The organism is Salipiger abyssi (assembly GCF_001975705.1).
Lineage (GTDB): Bacteria > Pseudomonadota > Alphaproteobacteria > Rhodobacterales > Rhodobacteraceae > Salipiger > Salipiger abyssi.
Genome location: NZ_CP015093.1, coordinates 3,880,199 through 3,896,824, shown reverse-complemented (window position 1 = coordinate 3,896,824; position 16,626 = coordinate 3,880,199). Strand labels below are relative to the sequence as shown.

16 protein-coding genes and 1 tRNA gene are annotated in these 16,626 nt (G+C 65.3%); 13 read left to right on the top strand and 4 right to left on the bottom strand.

The features are described 5' to 3' along the window. The first annotated feature begins 15 nt into the window (after positions 1 to 15). The 3 genes from Ga0080574_RS22510 to Ga0080574_RS22500 are packed head-to-tail and all read left to right on the top strand — an operon-like array spanning position 16 to position 2,906. Positions 16 to 1,254, top strand: coding sequence for an ABC transporter substrate-binding protein (locus Ga0080574_RS22510; RefSeq protein WP_076704926.1), 1,239 nt, complete (start codon positions 16 to 18; stop codon positions 1,252 to 1,254). A gap of 57 nt (positions 1,255 to 1,311) precedes the next feature. Continuing rightward, complete coding sequence (locus Ga0080574_RS22505) at positions 1,312 to 2,166, top strand: phosphodiesterase (RefSeq protein WP_076704925.1); 855 nt, start codon at positions 1,312 to 1,314, stop codon at positions 2,164 to 2,166. Beyond that, positions 2,166 to 2,906, top strand: coding sequence for an HAD-IIA family hydrolase (locus tag Ga0080574_RS22500; protein ID WP_076704923.1), 741 nt, complete (start codon positions 2,166 to 2,168; stop codon positions 2,904 to 2,906). The genes Ga0080574_RS22505 and Ga0080574_RS22500 overlap by 1 nt, the downstream gene beginning before the upstream one ends. Before the next feature lie 95 nt (positions 2,907 to 3,001). On the opposite strand, the gene Ga0080574_RS22495 is transcribed toward Ga0080574_RS22500, so the two are convergent. Continuing rightward, positions 3,002 to 3,091: transfer RNA gene (locus Ga0080574_RS22495), tRNA-Ser, on the bottom strand. Positions 3,092 to 3,260: 169 nt separating this feature from the next. On the opposite strand from Ga0080574_RS22495, the gene Ga0080574_RS22490 reads away from it, so the two are divergent. The 4 genes from Ga0080574_RS22490 to Ga0080574_RS22475 all read left to right on the top strand — a co-directional run bounded on the left by Ga0080574_RS22490 (position 3,261) and on the right by Ga0080574_RS22475 (position 5,857). Then, entirely contained in the window at positions 3,261 to 4,079 is an 819-nt protein-coding gene (locus tag Ga0080574_RS22490) for a DUF2059 domain-containing protein (protein WP_076704920.1), read from the top strand. Positions 4,080 to 4,272: 193 nt separating this feature from the next. Then, positions 4,273 to 4,881 (top strand): 50S ribosomal protein L21, encoded by a 609-nt coding sequence (locus Ga0080574_RS22485; RefSeq protein WP_076704918.1) that lies wholly within the window; start codon positions 4,273 to 4,275, stop codon positions 4,879 to 4,881. Positions 4,882 to 4,899: 18 nt separating this feature from the next. Further along, a complete protein-coding gene (gene rpmA / locus Ga0080574_RS22480; RefSeq protein ID WP_076704904.1) occupies positions 4,900 to 5,169 on the top strand; it encodes a 50S ribosomal protein L27 in 270 nt (89 codons plus the stop codon). Positions 5,170 to 5,284: 115 nt separating this feature from the next. Then, positions 5,285 to 5,857, top strand: coding sequence for a GNAT family N-acetyltransferase (locus Ga0080574_RS22475; protein WP_083716926.1), 573 nt, complete (start codon positions 5,285 to 5,287; stop codon positions 5,855 to 5,857). A 138-nt stretch (positions 5,858 to 5,995) separates the two neighbouring features. Here the strand turns inward: Ga0080574_RS22475 and mepK are convergent, their stop codons facing one another. Further along, entirely contained in the window at positions 5,996 to 6,565 is a 570-nt protein-coding gene (gene mepK / locus Ga0080574_RS22470) for a peptidoglycan L,D-endopeptidase MepK (RefSeq protein ID WP_076704902.1), read from the bottom strand. Positions 6,566 to 6,897: 332 nt separating this feature from the next. On the opposite strand from mepK, the gene Ga0080574_RS22465 reads away from it, so the two are divergent. The 5 genes from Ga0080574_RS22465 (at position 6,898) to Ga0080574_RS22445 (ending at position 11,857) form a co-directional block, all read left to right on the top strand. Continuing rightward, positions 6,898 to 8,532: a L,D-transpeptidase family protein gene (locus Ga0080574_RS22465; RefSeq protein WP_076704899.1), complete on the top strand. Its 1,635-nt coding sequence runs from the start codon at positions 6,898 to 6,900 to the stop codon at positions 8,530 to 8,532. A 30-nt stretch (positions 8,533 to 8,562) separates the two neighbouring features. Continuing rightward, complete coding sequence (gene lpxD / locus Ga0080574_RS22460) at positions 8,563 to 9,654, top strand: UDP-3-O-(3-hydroxymyristoyl)glucosamine N-acyltransferase (RefSeq protein WP_076704897.1); 1,092 nt, start codon at positions 8,563 to 8,565, stop codon at positions 9,652 to 9,654. A gap of 38 nt (positions 9,655 to 9,692) precedes the next feature. Beyond that, entirely contained in the window at positions 9,693 to 9,953 is a 261-nt protein-coding gene (locus Ga0080574_RS22455) for an acyl carrier protein (protein ID WP_076704895.1), read from the top strand. Further along, positions 9,950 to 11,158 (top strand): beta-ketoacyl-[acyl-carrier-protein] synthase family protein, encoded by a 1,209-nt coding sequence (locus Ga0080574_RS22450; RefSeq protein WP_076704893.1) that lies wholly within the window; start codon positions 9,950 to 9,952, stop codon positions 11,156 to 11,158. Before Ga0080574_RS22455 ends, Ga0080574_RS22450 begins: the two co-directional genes overlap by 4 nt. A gap of 150 nt (positions 11,159 to 11,308) precedes the next feature. Then, the gene (locus Ga0080574_RS22445; protein ID WP_076704891.1) at positions 11,309 to 11,857 is read left to right on the top strand and encodes an NADPH-dependent FMN reductase; all 549 of its coding nucleotides are present in this window, start codon (positions 11,309 to 11,311) and stop codon (positions 11,855 to 11,857) included. An 86-nt stretch (positions 11,858 to 11,943) separates the two neighbouring features. Here the strand turns inward: Ga0080574_RS22445 and gap are convergent, their stop codons facing one another. Next, positions 11,944 to 12,951 (bottom strand): type I glyceraldehyde-3-phosphate dehydrogenase, encoded by a 1,008-nt coding sequence (gene gap, locus Ga0080574_RS22440; RefSeq protein WP_076704889.1) that lies wholly within the window; start codon positions 12,949 to 12,951, stop codon positions 11,944 to 11,946. 241 nt (positions 12,952 to 13,192) lie between these two features. Here gap and Ga0080574_RS22435 point away from each other — a divergent pair, with 241 nt between their 5' ends. Then, positions 13,193 to 14,161 (top strand): DUF808 domain-containing protein, encoded by a 969-nt coding sequence (locus Ga0080574_RS22435; protein ID WP_076704886.1) that lies wholly within the window; start codon positions 13,193 to 13,195, stop codon positions 14,159 to 14,161. A 350-nt stretch (positions 14,162 to 14,511) separates the two neighbouring features. Here the strand turns inward: Ga0080574_RS22435 and tkt are convergent, their stop codons facing one another. Beyond that, positions 14,512 to 16,530, bottom strand: a complete 2,019-nt coding sequence (gene tkt, locus Ga0080574_RS22425; protein WP_076704882.1) for a transketolase — start codon at positions 16,528 to 16,530, stop codon at positions 14,512 to 14,514. Positions 16,531 to 16,626 lie beyond the last annotated feature (96 nt).

The window sequence follows — 16,626 nt, the reverse complement described above, 5'->3', positions numbered from 1 at the left end:
AATAAGGAACTTCCCATGAAACGCCTTCTTTCCACGGCGGCCGCCGTGACCCTTCTTGCGCCCGCCGCCCATGCGACCGAGATCGAGGTGGCCTATGCCTATTCCTCGCTGTTCGATCCGACCTTCGCGCAGATCACGCAGGCCTTCGAACAGGCGCACCCGGACATCAAGGTGACCTTTCGTGCCACCTACGAGAACTATGAGGACGCCACCAACACCATCCTGCGCGAGGCCGTCGCGGGCACCGTGCCGGATGTTTCCTTCCAGGCGTTGAACCGTCAGCAGATCCTCGTCGAGCGCGGCATCGCCCAGCCGCTCGACCCGTTCATCGCCGGCGAGGAGGGGTTCGAAACCGAGGGCTATCACAAGGCCATGCTGGACCTGTCGCGTTTCGACGGCGCGATCTACGGGCTGCCATTCTCGGTTTCCACCCCCATCGGCTTTTACAATATGGACATGCTGCGCGGCGCCGGCATCGACACGGTGCCCGCCACCTGGGACGCGGTCATCGCCGCCTGCAAGGCAATGACCGCCAACGGGCAGGAGGCGCTTTACTGGCACTGGGATATCTCGGGCAACTGGATGCTCCAGGCCGAGATGTGGAGCCAGGGCGTGCCGATGATCAAAGACGGCAAGCTGAACATGGACAATGACGCCGGGTTGAAGGCGCTGGAAACCGCGCACGCCATCTTTCGCGATTGTGAGATGAAGAACACCGGCGGCGGCGATGCGTCAAAGGCCTTTGCGGCGGGCGAGCTGGGCATGTTCTTCTCCTCCACCGCGTATGTCAGCTTTGTCGATCGCTCCAAGCTGGGGGATTGGGAGTTCGTGACCGCGCCCTATCCGGGGCTCGACGGCACGCCGCAGGCCCTGCCTGCCGGCGGCAACGCGGCGATGATGACCTCCGCCTCCGACGACCCCGAACTGCGCGCCGCCGCATGGGACTTCATCAAGTTCGCCACCTCGGGGGAGGGGGCCGCCGCCGTCGCACTGACCACCGGCTACGTGCCGCCGAACCAGAAGGCGAACGCGCTGCTGATGGATGATTTCTATGCGCAAAATCCCAACAAGATGACCGCCGTCGATCAGCTGCCGCTGCTCTCGGAATGGTTCGCTTACCCCGGTGACAACGGTCTGGCGGTGACGCAGGTGATCCACGACAGCCTGGAGGCGATCCTCGTGGGCGATGCCACCGACATGGAAGAGCTGCGCGACGAGATGGTGGACGAGGTCAACGCGCTGCTGCCGCGCTGATTGTGGCCGATGGGCGCGGCGGTCGATCCGCCGCGCCGTCTTGCAAAGGAGACCCGGATGACAAACGCCCTTCGCTTCGCGATCCTGACGGATCTGCATTTCGTGCCCGAAGGCCAGACGATCTATGGCTTTGATCCGCGCGCCTGCCTTGGCCGTGCGCTGGCCTTCCTCGACACGCTGCCGCAGGTCGATTTCCTCGTCATCGCCGGGGATCTTTGCGACCGCGGCGAGCCGGCGGCCTATGACAGCCTGCGCGCCGCGCTCGCGGATCTGCCGGTGCCGGTGATCCTCATGGTCGGCAACCACGACAACCGCGGCCATTTCCGGGCGGCCTTCCCGGCCGCGCCCGACGACGGCAACGGCTTTGTGCAGGGGCTGCATGTCTTCGGGCAGGCCAGCCTCATCACCCTCGATACGCTGGACGAGGCCGAACCGGGCCATCACGGACATCTGTGCGACACCCGGCTGGCCTTCCTCGAAAAGGCGCTGCGCGAGGCGCCCGCCGACCGGCCTGTGCTCCTGTTCCAGCATCACCCCCCGATGACCTTGTCGATCCCGCCGATGGATGCCATTCGCCTGCGCGACGGCGCGGCGGAACTGGCCGTGTTCGAGCGGGTGGGGCGCAAACCGGAGATCCTGTTCATGGGCCATATCCACCGTCCGATCACCGGCCTGTGGCATGGCATACCCTATCACATCCAGCGCGCGCTGATGCACCAGGTCCACCATGAGTTCGACCGGTCGGGACGGATTATGGGGGCGCTGGAATCCCCCGACCTTGCCTATGTCACGGTGCGGGATGGCGATGTGCTGATACATGACTGTTCCTTCACCTATGACGGGCCGGTCTTCGACCTCGAGTCCCCCGATGCGGCCGCCGTGGCCGCGCCCGAGGATCTGGTGACCCGCTGATGCGGCCCGAGGATTACGAGGCGATCCTGTGCGATCTCGACGGCTGCCTGATCTCCGGCGATGTGCTGCTGCCGGGCGCGCAGGCACTGTTGGCGCGGGCGGGCGACCGGCTGACATTGCTGAGCAACAATTCCACCGAGACCGCCGAGACCCTGAGCGCCCGGCTGGCGGCCATGGGCCTCGCGGTGCCGCCCACGCGGATCGTTCTGGCCGGCACTGCGGCGGTTGCCCATCTCGCCGCGCTGCCCGGCGCGCGGGTGCGCCTGTTCGCCAGCCCGGCGCTGCGCGCCCACGCGGTCGCTTCGGGCCTCACCGAGGCGCGTGAAGAGGTCACCCACCTCCTTCTCGCCAAGGATCCGACCTTCGGATACCGGGAGCTACAGGACGTGATTGGCCTTCTCACGCGCGGCGCGCATCTGGTCGTGGCCAATCCCGATGTCAGCCATCCCGGGCCGGACGGCGTGCCGGTTCCGGAAACGGGAAGCTGCCTTGCCGCGATCCTCAGCATTCTGCCCGGCGTTGACTATGATGTGATCGGCAAGCCCGAGCCGGCGCTCTACCATGCTGCGCTTTCGCGTTACGCGATACGGCCCGAACGGGTTCTGGCGATCGGAGACAACCCGCTGACCGATGCCGAAGGCGCCGAACGCCTCGGCCTGGATTTTGTCCTGGTCGGTCCGCATGCGCGGCGTTGGGCCGATCTCGACCGGTATCTCGCAGAGTTTCCTGAGGCCGCCTGATGTCAAGCCACTGAATAGGCGGCTGAATCCGGGAGAGTGGCGATGCATTTTTAGCTTTGGAGACCTGCCGATTTCGCAATGAAATCAACGGCAGGTGGCGGAGAGACAGGGATTCGAACCCTGGGACCCCGTGAAGGGTCAACGGTTTTCGAGACCGCCCCGTTCGACCACTCCGGCACCTCTCCGCGGGGGTCGTGGAGGGCCGTTTAGCGGGATGCGCGGGCCGGTGCAACAGGGAAATTTCGCCGATTGCGCCACAACCCGCCGGAGCGCGCGCCGGACCCGTTGCGGCCTTGGAAAAGCGCCGCGCCGCGCTTAGGCTGCCGGTGACCCGAGAACCGGAGAATCTCTTATATGGCCCTGCGCTTTGCCGCTCCCTTCTTCGCCGCCGCCCTTGCCTGGCCCGTCGCCGCGGATCCGGTGGAACCGACGGATGCGCTGCTCGACGCGCTCGGTTTGCCGAAGATCGTGCAGATCATGCGCGAGGAGGGCATGGATTATGCCCGCGAAATGGCCATCGACCTGATGCCCGGCGGGGCGACTCCCGCCTGGCAGGCTTCTGTCGGCACGATCTATGACACCGGCGCGATGGAGGACATGGTGCGCGCGCGTTTCGCCGAGAGCTTCGGCGAGACCGACGCCACGCCGCTGCTGACCTTCTTCACCGGCGAGACCGGCAGCCGCATCGTGGATGTCGAGCTTTCGGCGCGCCGCGCGATGATCGACGACGATGTGGAAACCGCCGCGCGCGAGGCGTTTCGCGGGCTCGACGGCTCCTCCGATCCGCGGCTCGCCACGATCACCGAATTCGTCCAGGAAAACGATCTGGTCGAGGCCAATGTGGTCGGCGCGCTCAATGCCAGCTACCAGTTCTATCTCGGGCTGACCAATGGCGGCGCGCTGGAGATGACCGAGCGCGACATTCTCACCGAGGTCTGGTCGCAGGAGGCCGAGACCCGCATCGACACCCGCGAATGGCTATACGGGTTCCTGCTGATGGCCTACGGGCCGATCGCGCAGGAGGATCTCGAAACCTATGTGGCGCTGTCGGTGAGCCCGGAGGGCAGGGCGATGAACCGCGCGCTCTTTGCCGGGTTCAACGCCATGTATGACGAGATCTCCTATGCGCTGGGGCTGGCCGCCGCCGAGCAGATGATGGCGCAGGAATTGTAGCGCCGGCTAAAGCTCCGGTTGACAAATGGCTGCGATCCTCCGATAAGCGCGGCTCGGAGCGGGGCTATTGCGGCCCCGGTTTCGATTCATATATCAACGGCAGCCCCAAAAGGGCGCGCTGTCCGAGGCGGGCGAAAGGCCCGGAAAGACCCGAAAGGGCGCCACAGGACGCGGGAAACGAAGGAAGACGCAGATGTTCGCGGTGATGAAAACCGGCGGCAAGCAGTACAAGGTTCAGGCGGGCGATACGCTCCGCGTGGAGAAGCTGGCCGCAGATGCGGGTGAAACCGTTCAGTTCAACGAGATCCTCATGCTCGGTGGCGACAGCGTCACCGTGGGGGCGCCGCTGGTGGCAGGTGCCGCCGTGCAGGCCGAGGTGATCGACCAGATCAAGGGTGACAAGGTCATCAACTTCGTCAAGCGTCGCCGCAAGCACAGTTCGCAGCGCACCAGGGGCCACCGTCAGCAACTGACCCTGCTGCGCGTGACCGAGATCCTCGCCTCGGGCGCCGACGCCACCGGCGTCAAGGCCGCCGCCGGCGCGGGCTCCGTTCCCGCCGCCGCCGCTGCTCCGAAGGCGAAAGCCAAGGCCGCCGCTGCCGGCGCCGACGATCTCAAGAAACTGTCGGGCGTGGGCCCGGCGCTCGAGAAGAAACTGCACGAGGCCGGTGTGACCAGCTTTGCGCAGATCGCCGCCTGGACCGAAGCCGATATTGCCGAGATGGACGAGAAACTGTCCTTCAAGGGCCGTATCGAGCGCGAAGGCTGGATCGACCAGGCCAAAGACCTGGCCGGTAACTGAGACAAAGGAGACTGACCCATGGCACATAAAAAAGCAGGCGGTTCGTCCCGTAACGGCCGCGACTCCGCCGGTCGCCGTCTTGGCGTGAAGCTCTACGGTGGCCAGGCCGCCATCCCGGGCAACATCATCATCCGTCAGCGCGGCACCAAGTTCTGGCCGGGCGAAGGCGTGGGCATGGGCAAGGATCACACGATCTTTGCAACCGATACCGGTGCCGTGACCTTCCACAAGGGCCTCAAGGGCCGCACCTTCGTATCCGTGCTTCCGGCGGCGGAGGCTGCCGAATAAGCCGATCTCGCGATACGCGAAACATGGGGGGATCGGCTGACAAGCCGGTCCCCTTCGGCGTTTCAGGGGGAGTGGCGCCGATCCATCCGAGCAAGTGCATTAGAGGAGCATGCACATGATTCTCGACCAGATGAAGCAACCGCCGGCCGCCGCGCCGGAACCCTCTGCACCGCCGCCGGTGATCGTCACCGAGCGGTTCTCGCTGCGGCCGCTGCGCCGCTCCGATGCCGGGCTGCTGGAGCATTACAGCGGCGATGTGCGCGTGGCGCATATGACCACTTCCATCCCACATCCGCTGCCGCCCGGCGCGACCGAGGCCTATATTGCCCGCGCCGCCGACCCCAAGCGCAGCGAAGAGGTCTGGGTCATGGATGCCTCGGCGCATGACGGGGCAGAGGTGATGGGGGTGATCTCGCTGGAACGGATGGATCGCAACCAGAGCGAAATCGGCTACTGGGTCGCGCCGCCATACTGGAACACCGGGCTTGCCTCGGAGGCGCTGCGCGCGCTGGTCGAGGCCAATCCCTATGGCTCGGCGACCCTGTTCGCGAGTGTGTTCCAGGACAACCCGGCCTCGGCGCGGGTACTGACCAATTGCGGCTTCGAATATATCGGCGATGCCGAGGCGTTTTCGGTGGCGCGCAACGCCAAGGTGCCGACCTGGACCTATCTGCGCCGCATGGGCTGATTGCGGGGCGGCGGGCATTTGCGCCGCCGCCCGGACCGGTCCGCGGCTCTTTTCGAAAAAATGTAGAAAAAAATTAAGGCGCCCGGAACCGGACGCCTTTCGGGACGTTATACTGTCATGGAAAGAGAAGGCCGGATTTTAGCTTCCCCAGCTGCGAACCGGCCCGCAATCCATGTGAACGAAGCTCGAGCTGGTGTAGCGCCCGACGCCACCGGCGCGACAAGCTTGTGCGGCCCGGGCCATCTGGTTGACGGAGCGCGAGTTGAGATGCAGATCCGCCGCCTCACCGCGCAGGTGGCGGGAGTTCTTGGCGACGCCGGAGCTGCGCGCGCGCAGCATGGCGTTGGTCTTGGGCGAACGATAGCCCGAGATCAGCATATAGGGCTCGGAGCAGTCCATGAGGTTGTGCGCGGCGGTCATGATGTCGACGGTGCGGGCGTCGATATTCTTGATATCGTCAGTCCGCCAGTCGCGCATGAAGTAATTGATTTCCTTGAGACATTCGCGAATATACTCGCCCTCGATCCAATAGATCATGTCGATTTTCTCGCCGGTGCGGGCGGAATACATCTTGATCCGTCGGATATCGCCGGCGCCGCGCAGGAACCCTGCCGCGTGGCCGTAAGTCGGAGCTGCTGTGACGAGTGTGGCTGCGAATGCGCCAAGAAGGCCGCGGCGCGTGAGGCCGCCTGCAGTTTGTTCGGTCATATGAAAGCGCCTGTCCCGTTAGTCGCTGTACCTGTTGTGTCGCCTCGTTGGGCGACCCTGCCATCTATCCCCAGATGCACGTAGTATATGCCACAATTCGAATCGTGCTGAAAGTCGCTTTTAGGACGAATCGTAACTATCAAGAGGTTTCGGCGAATTCCTGCGCAAATCTCCGCAGACCTGTGGCGCGTTTGCGCCGAGCTTTCGGGGGCGATGCAGTGTCGCCGCGCAAGGCGGGAAACTTGGCATTTGGCGGAAAAGTGAGTAGACAGTCTAGGCATTTGACGAACAAGAATAGTTTGGCTCTTCAAAGCGTTATTTCGGGGTTAGATATGACAAATTCGCGCAGGCAGTTCGCAACGGGGATCAAGGCCGGGTTGGCAGTGGCGCTTGCCGCTGGCTGGATGACGGCGGCGGTGCCCGGTGGCGCGTCTGCGCAGACACTGGCGCTGACGGCTTACAAACAGGCGGTGGCGGAGTCGCTTTCCGAAGACGAGGGGCTCGCGGCCTTCTACCGGGCGCGGGGATTCGAGCCGCTCTGGACCTCTGCCGATGCCAAAGCGACCGAGCGCCGCGCCGCGCTGATCGAGGCGCTGTCGCAGGCGGATCTGCACGGGCTTCCGGTACAACGCTACGATGTGGACGGGCTTATGACAGAGCTGCGCACGGTGCGCGGCGACCGCGCACGCGGCCTGGCCGAGGTGGCGCTGAGCCGCGCTTATCTGCAATTCGCACACGATCTGAACGGCGGCCTTCTCGATGGGCGCCGCGTCGATTCCGGCATCAAGCGCGCGCCGCAAAGGCTGTCTTCGCAACTGCTGCTGGAGCGTCTGGCCAGCGAAGAGCCGCGCGCGGTGCTGCGCGGACTGGCGCCGCAGAGCCCGGAATATGCCCGGCTGATGCGCGAAAAGCTGATGCTTGAACACAGCATTGCCCATGGTGGCTGGGGCCCGGCGATCCGCACGGGTAAGCTCGAGCCGGGGCAGAGCGGCGCGCCTGTCGTGGCGCTGCGTGACCGGCTGGTGGCGATGGGCTATCTGGCGCCGTCGCTCTCGGCCAGCTATGACGAGCCGCTGCGCGCGGCGGTGACGGCCTTTCAGGAGGATCACGGGCTCGAAACCGACGGCGTCGCCGGTGCCTCGACCCTGTCGAGCATCAATATCGGCCCCGAGGAGCGGCTGAAATCGGTCATCGTGGCGATGGAGCGCGAGCGCTGGATGAACCTGCCTGACGGGCTGGGGAAACGGCACATCCTCGTCAATCTCACCGATTTCCACGCCCGCATCATCGACGACGGCAAGGTCAGCTTCGAGACCCGCTCGGTGATCGGCCATCAGGATCCCGACCGGCGCACGCCGGAGTTTTCCGACGTGATGGAGTTCATGGTGATCAACCCGTCCTGGTATGTGCCGCGCTCGATCATCGTGAACGAATACCTGCCGCTGCTGCGCCGCAACCCCGGCGCGGTGGGGCATCTGGAGATCACCGACAGCCGCGGCCGGCGGGTCAATCGCGGTCGGGGCTTTTCGCAATACACCGCCGCGAGCTTCCCCTTTGCCATGCGCCAGCCGCCGGGGCCGCGTAATGCGCTGGGGCAGGTGAAGTTCATGTTCCCCAACAAGTACAACATCTATCTGCATGATACGCCGTCGAAAAGTCTGTTCGATCACACGCGGCGGACCTATTCGCATGGCTGTGTCCGGCTCGGCGATCCGAAGGATTTCGCCTATGCGCTGCTGGCGCGGCAGACCGACGATCCGGTTGGCTTTTTCCAGGCGCGCCTGCGCACCGGCAGCGAAAGCCGGGTGAATCTCGACGATCCGGTGCCGGTGCATCTGATCTACCGCACCGCCTTTACCCAGGCGAAGGGCAAGGTGAATTACCGCGACGACATGTATGGGCGCGACGCCAAGCTCTGGAATGCGCTTTCTGCCGCAGGGGTGGCGCTGGCGGCTCCGCAGAGTTAAGTCCAACCGGGAACGATCCCGGAGGCTTTCATGTCGCACAGCATCGCAGACATCGCCGCAGCGCTCGGGCTGGAGGCGCAGGGCGAAACCGATCTTCGTGTGAGCGGCGTGGCCGAGCCCGCCATGGCCGCGCCGGAGCAGCTGGCACTGGCGATGAAACCGGATTTCGCCGCGCAGATCGGGCAGGGCCAGGCGCACGCCGCCATGCTCTGGGATGGCGCCGACTGGCAGAGCTACGGGCTGCGCGCCGCGATTCTCGCCAAGCGCCCCCGGCACGCGCTTTCCGGCCTCTCGGCGATGATGGATCCCGGCGCCGGCTATGCGGCGGGCATCCACCCCTCCGCCGTGATCGACCCCTCCGCCGAGCTGGGCGAGGGTGTCTCGGTCGGCCCCTTCACGGTGATCGGCGCCGGGGCGCGGATCGGCGCGGGCTCGGTGATCGGGCCGCAATGCCATGTCGGCTGGGACAGCGTGCTGGGCGAGGGCGCGCTGCTGCATTCCGGCGTCACCATCGGCGCCCGCGTCACCATCGGCGCGCGCTTCATCGCGCAGCCGGGCGCGGTGCTGGGCGGCGACGGGTTCTCCTTTGTCACGCCCGAGCCCTCCGGCGTCGAGAAGGTGCGCGAGACGCTGGGCAAGGAAGGCGACGCGCAGGCGCAGGTCTGGGCGCGCATCCATTCGCTGGGCGGCATCACCGTGGGTGACGACGTCGAGATCGGCGCCAATGCCTGTATCGACCGCGGCACCGTGCGCGACACGAGGGTCGGCAACGGCACCAAGATCGACAATCTCGTGCAGGTCGGCCACAACGTGGTGGTGGGCGAAAACTGCCTGCTCTGCGGCCAGGTGGGCATCGCGGGCTCGACCCGGCTCGGCAACAACGTGGTGCTGGGCGGGCAGACCGGCGTGGTCGACAATATCTTTGTCGGCGACAACGTCATCACCGGCGCCGGCACCATGCTGATGGCCAATGTGCCGGCGGGGCGGGCGATGCTCGGCTACCCGGCCACCAAGATGGACAGCCATGTGGAAAGCTACAAGGGGCTGCGCCGTCTGCCGCGTCTCTTCCGCGACGTGGCGGAGCTGAAGAAAGCGGTTTCCAAGCTCGCGGGGAATGAGTAGACGGACCCTGCATCGAGCGACGAAGAGGGAGCGCCGCCATGAGTGTGAAGGACCGGGTGATCGCGATTATCGCCGAACAGGCCGTTCTGGAACCATCGGACGTGACGATGGACAGCACGCTGGAGGATCTGGGCATCGACAGCCTCGGCCTCGTGGAGAGCATCTTTGCCATCGAGGAAGCCTTTGATATCTCGGTGCCGTTCAACGCCAACGAGCCCGAGCAGAGCGATTTCGACATCTCGTCGGTGGCGACCATCGTCGCCGGGATCGAAAAGCTCATCGCCGAGCAGGCCAAGTGAAACGGGTCGTCATCACCGGCGCGGGCACGGTCAACGCGCTGGGGCGCGACGTGCCGGCGACGCTGGAGGCGATGCGCGAGGGCCGCTGCGGCATCTCCGAGCTGGAATTCCGCGATGTGGAGCGGCTCTCCATCCGCATCGGCGGGCAGGTCAAGGGCTATGAGCCCGAGGCGGCCTTCAACCGCCAGCAACTGGCGCTTTACGACCGCTTCACCCAGTTTGCGCTTATCGCCGCGCGCGAGGCCATCGCGCAATCGGGGCTCAGCTTTCACGGTGATCTGGCGGATTGCTCGGGCGTGGTGCTGGGCACCTCCGGCGGCGGGCTGACCACGCAGGACGAGAATTACCGCTCGGTCTATGAGGAGGGCAAGAACCGCGTTCACCCCTTCGTCGTGCCAAAGCTGATGAACAATGCCGCCGCCTCGCATGTGAGTATGGAGATGAACCTGCGCGGGCCGACCTTCACGGTGGCGACCGCCTGTGCCAGCTCGAACCACGCGATGGGGCTGGCCTTCCAGATGGTGCGCTCTGGCGCCTGTTCGGTGATGATCACCGGCGGCTCGGAATCGATGCTGTGTTTCGGCGGGGTGAAGGCCTGGGAAGGGCTGCGGGTGATGTCGAAAGACGCCTGCCGCCCGTTCTCGGCCAACCGCAACGGCATGGTGCAGGGCGAGGGCGCGGGCGTCTATGTGTTCGAGGAATACGAGCATGCCCGTGCACGCGGCGCCGAGATCCTTGCCGAGGTGGTGGGCTTTGCCATGACCTCCGACGCCTCCGACATCGTCATGCCGTCGAAACAGGGGGCTGCGCGGGCGATCACCGGCGCGCTACGCGACGGTAAAATCGCGCGCGAGGAGGTGGGCTATATCAACGCCCACGGCACCGGCACGGCGGCGAATGACAAGACCGAATGCGCGGCGGTGGCCGATGCGATGGGGCCGCAGGCCGACAGGCTGATGATCTCGTCGACCAAGGCGATGCACGGGCACTGCATCGGCGGCACCGGGGCTGTCGAGCTCCTGGCCTGCATCATGGCGCTGCGCGAAGGGGTGATCGCGCCCACCATCGGCTATGAAGAGCCCGACCCGGAATGCGCGCTCGACGTGGTGCCGAACGAGGCGCGCGAGGCGGAGGTCTCGGTGGTGCTGTCCAACGCTTTTGCCTTTGGCGGGCTGAACGCGGTGCTGGCGCTACGCAAGGCCTGAGCCACATCTCGCGTTTGCCGCGCATCATGACAGAAACATAAAGCGGCGACATCGGTTCCGTCAAATCGCGCACAGAACCGGTGCGGATATCTGTCTTATGTGCGCGCCAGGCAGGGGTTACCTTCGGATCAATGATTTCTGGAGGTTCCCATGTCGAAACATATCGCTGTCATCGTCGGCTCTCTGCGTGAGGGCTCGGACAACCGCAAACTCGCGCAGACGCTTGCCGGGCTCGCGCCCGAGGGGATGGAGTTCACCTTTGTGGGCACCGGCGCGCTGCCGCTCTACAACCCCGATTTCGACGAAAACCCGCCGGAAGAATGGACCGCGTTCCGCAATGCGCTGTCGCGCGCCGATGCGGTGCTCTTCGTGACGCCGGAATACAACCGCTCGGTGCCGGCGAGCCTGAAGAACGCCATCGACGTCGGCTCGCGCCCCTATGGCGAAAGTGTCTGGGACGGCAAGCCCACGGCCATCGCCACCGGCTCGCCAAGCGGTATCGGCGGCTTTGGTGCCAACCACCATCTGCGCCAGTCGCTGGTGTTCCTGAACGCCGCGCCGATGCAGCAGCCCGAGGCCTATATCGGCAGGCTGGCAGAACTCTTCGACGACAGCGGAAATCTGACCAATGCGGACACCAAGGCGTTTCTGAGCAACTTCATGGCCAGTTTCGACGCCTGGATCGACAAGCTGTCGTAAACCGCAAAGGTCGGTAAAACGTAAAAGAGGCGGCGGTCTCCCCTCCGCCGCCTCTCAGGGTGGGACAAGGCCCGGACCCGTGCGGGTCAGTGATGCAGGCGACCCATGGCCGCGGCCACATCGGCCATACGGGCAGAAAAGCCCCACTCATTGTCGTACCATGCCAGGACACGGACGGTGCGCTTGCCGACCACCTTGGTCTGGTCGGGCGCAAAAATCGAACTTGCCGTAGTGTGGTTGAAATCGACCGAGACCTTGGGTTCCGGATCGTAGCTGAGCACCATGCCCATGCGGCCCGCCGCAGCCTCGCGCACGACTTCGTTCACATCTTCGACAGTGACATCTTTGGACGCCTGGAAGGTAAGGTCAACAGCAGAAACGTTCGGCGTGGGCACGCGGATGGCCGATCCGTCCAGTTTTCCCTTCAGATTCGGGAGAACCTCGCCAAGCGCCTTGGCGGCACCGGTGGAGGTGGGGATCATTGCCATGGCGGCGGCGCGGGCGCGGTAGAGGTCGTTGTGGCGGCGGTCCAGCGTCGGCTGGTCGCCGGTATAGGAGTGGATCGTGGTCATCACGCCGCTCTCGATGCCGATGGCCTCGTCGAGCACCTTGGCCAGCGGCGCGAGGCCATTGGTGGTGCAGGAGCCGTTCGAGATCATCACGTCGCCCTGAACCAGTTCGCGGTGGTTGACGCCATAGACGATGGTCTTCTGCACGTTCTTGGCCGGGGCGGAGATCAGCACGGATTTGGCGCCCTGATGGATGTGCTGCACCGCCTTGTCGCCGTCGTTGAACTTGCCGGTGCATTCCAGCACCACGTCGCAGCCCGACCAGTCGAGCTCGGAGGTGTCATAGGTCGACATCACGTCGATGGGGCCGCGACCGAGATCGAGCGCGTTGCCATTGACCACCTTGACCTCGCCCGCAAAGCGCCCGTGGATGCTGTCGTAGCGCATCAGGTGGGCTGCCGTCTCGATCGGGCCGGTGGCGTTGATCCGGACGACCTGCACATCGTTGCGCGCGCTTTCCGCGATATGCGCCAGGGTGCAGCGGCCGATCCGGCCGAAACCGTTGATTCCGACGGTGACGGTCATGGGCGGGTCTCCTAGATTGTCCGTTCGCTGCGTCCTGTATACGGACGTATGCTAATATGCCAATCCTTAAAAGCTGTTCCATGCCAGCATGTTAGCGTTAAATTCATGGGGTTGCGCTAACGGCGGGGAAGGGGTTGCGATAACATTGCGAACGGGGGATATCTTGCCGGCGTCGCGGGCCATGGCTTGCAGCTTTGCCGGGGCGCGCTAGGCTTTGGCCGGTGCAGGACAGGAGACAGGCATGAGCGGGCTTTTGGCGCTTCTCGACGACGTGGCGGGCATCGCCAAGATCGCGGCGGCTTCGGTCGACGATATCTCGGCCCATGCCGCTAAGGCCGGCTCCAAGGCCGCCGGCGTGGTGATCGACGACGCGGCGGTGACGCCGAAATACGTGCACGGCTTCGAGGCAGCGCGCGAGCTGCCGATCATCTGGCGCATCGCGCGTGGCTCGGTGTTCAACAAGCTGGTGATCCTGCTGCCGGCGGCGCTATTGATGGCGGCCTTTGCGCCCTGGCTGGTGCCGCCGCTGCTGGTGATGGGCGGGTCGTACCTGTGTTTCGAGGGCGCGGAAAAGATCCTGCATGTGCTGATGCCGCATGACGATCATTCCGGCGGACCCGATGGCAGCCACGATGTGGGCGATCCGGCGCATCTCGAAGAGCAGCGGGTCAAGGGCGCGATCAAGACCGATTTCATTCTGTCGGCGGAGATCATGACGCTGGCGCTCTCGACCATAGAAAGCGGCGAGGTCTGGATTCAGGCGGTTGTGCTGGCGCTTGTGGGGCTTGGCATCACAGCGCTGGTCTATGGCGCGGTGGCGGTGATCGTGAAGATGGACGATGTCGGGCTGTGGCTGACCCGGGTGGGTCGCTTGGGCGTCACCCGCGCGCTGGGGCGCAGCATCGTCAAGGGCATGCCCTGGGTGATGAAACTGCTCTCCACCGTGGGCACCGTGGCGATGCTCTGGGTCGGCGGTTCGATCATCGTGCATTCGCTGGCGCAGATGGGCTGGCACCTGCCGGAGGAGACGATCCACCACGCCGCCGAAGCGGTGGCGCATCTGGTGGGGCCGGAGCTCGAAGGCGCGGCGCTCTGGACGACCACAGCCACGATCGACGGGGTGCTGGGGCTCATCTGGGGCGTGGTGCTGGTGCCGGTGGTGACCAAGCTGGTGATGCCGCTCTTTGCCGGTAAGCGCGCGGCGCATTGATTGTCATATGACCGATGAAACAGGCGGTCCCACAGGCCGCCTTAGCACTCTTGGACCGCACGGATGCGGCATCTCTATCGGAAGTTGCCCTCAGAGACTATGAGCGCAACGCAAGCCGGGCCCGGCGGCTGCCCGTGGGGTGCCGCACCGACGGTCTGAATTCCTTGATTTACCCCTGCCAGATCCGAAAGATCTCTCAGCTGAGCACCAGCTTCACCAAAGCGGCAGCCCGCCGGGACGGGCAGCCGCTGGGCCCGGCGGGCTACGCCCTTGATTCCGGGCCAATGGTGAGGGGATTGATCTCGCAATGAAGGCAGCCCCCGAAGATTCCCGGGGGCTGCTTTCAGAGCTCAGAGCAGCGCTTTGGCCTTCTCGGCCACGGCCTCGGCGGTGATGCCGAATTTCTCGTAGAGCACATCCGCAGGCGCCGACGCACCGAAGCTCTCCATACCGACAAACGCCGCCTTGGCCTCGCGCCCGCGCTCGCCGAGCAGCCATTTGTCCCAGCCGAACCGCGCCGCGGCCTCGACCGCCACGCGCACCGGGCCTCCCGGCAGCACGCGCTTGCGATAGGCCTCGTCCTGCGCCTCGAAAAGCTCCCAGCAGGGCATCGAGACCACGCGGGTGCCGATGCCTTCGGCCTGAAGCAGATCCCGCGCCGCCAGCGCGATCTCGACCTCGGAGCCGGTGGCCATCAGGATCACCTGACGCTTGCCCTCGGCATCGGCCAGCACATAGGCGCCTTTCTCGACGAGGTTATTGGTCTTGTGCTGGGTGCGCACGGTTTTCACGTTCTGCCGGGTCAGCGACAGCACCGAAGGCGTCTCGGTCTGCGTCAGCGCGATCTCCCAGGCCTCGGCGGTCTCGATCACGTCGGCGGGGCGGAAGACCAGCATGTTCGGCGTGGCGCGCGAGATTGCCAGATGCTCGATCGGCTGGTGCGTCGGGCCGTCCTCGCCGAGCCCGATGCTGTCATGGGTCATGACGAACACCGTCGGCGTCTTTTGCAGCGCGGCGAGGCGCATCGCCGGGCGGGCATAATCGGTGAAGGCCATGAAGGTGCCGCCATAGGGGCGCAGCCCGCCATGCAGGCCCAGCCCGTTCATCGCCGCCGCCATGCCGTGTTCGCGGATGCCCCAGTAGACATACCGGCCCTTGCGGTCGGTGGTGTCGAACACCCCCATGTCGCCGGTCTTGGTGTTGTTCGAGCCGGTGAGATCGGCGGAGCCGCCCACGGTCTCGGGCATCACCGGGTTGACCACTTCCAGCACCATTTCCGAGGCCTTGCGGGTCGCCACCTTGGGCGCGGCTTCGGAGTTCTGCTTTTTCAGCGCGCGGATCACCGAGGAGAGCTTTTTCGGTGCCTCACCGGCCGTGACGCGGGCGAATTCCGCCTGCTTGCGGTCCGACAGGGCGGCGAGGCGGGTTTCCCACTCGCCGCGCGCCGTGGCGCCGCGGCTGCCGACCTCTTCCCACCAGGACTTGATCTCGGCGGGCACCTCGAACGGGCCGGTGGTCCAGCCCCAGAGCGCCTTGGCCTCGGCGTTCTGCTCGGCATTGGTCAGCGCGCCATGGCCCTTGGAGGTGTCCTGCGCGGCGTGGCCCAGGGCGATATGGGTCTTGCAGGCGATCATCGAGGGCACATCGCGTGCGGCCTTGGCCGCGACGATGGCGGCGTCGATGGCCTCGGGATCGTGGCCGTCGATCTCCTGCACATGCCAGCCGGCGGCCTTGAAGCGCTGGACCTGATCGGTGCGGTCGGAGAGCGACACCTTGCCGTCGATGGTGATGTCGTTGTTGTCCCAGAACACGACCAGCCGGCCGAGCCCGTAGCGTCCGGCGATGCCGATGGCCTCCTGGCTGACGCCTTCCATCAGGCAGCCGTCGCCGGCGATCACATAGGTGTGGTGATCGACCGCGCCCTTGCCGAAGCGGGCGCGCAGCATTTCCTCGGCCATGGCGAAGCCGACCGAGGTGGCGATGCCCTGGCCGAGCGGCCCGGTGGTCATCTCGATGGCGGCGGCGTGGGTGTTTTCCGGATGCCCGGCGGTGCGCGAGTCCCACTGGCGGAAATTCTTGATCTCGTCGAGCGTGATCTGTTCGTCACCGCTGAGATAGAGCAGCGAATAGATCAGCATCGAGCCGTGGCCCGCCGACAGGATGAACCGGTCGCGATCCGGCCATGCCGGGTTTTTCGCATCGAATTTCAGGTGTTTGGACCACAGAACCGTGGCCACGTCAGCCATGCCGATGGGCATGCCGGAATGGCCGGAATTGGCTGCGGCCACCGCGTCGAGCGTCAGCACGCGGATCGCGGCTGCGCGATTCCAGTGATCGGGATGTGCGTCGCGAAGGGCATTGATATCCACGGGGGCGTCCTCTCTTCCCACAGGCGTTTCCGGGCTAATAGCAGCGTTCCCCCGAAGTTCAAGCGTTTGCGCCACCATTGCACTGGCATCGGATGA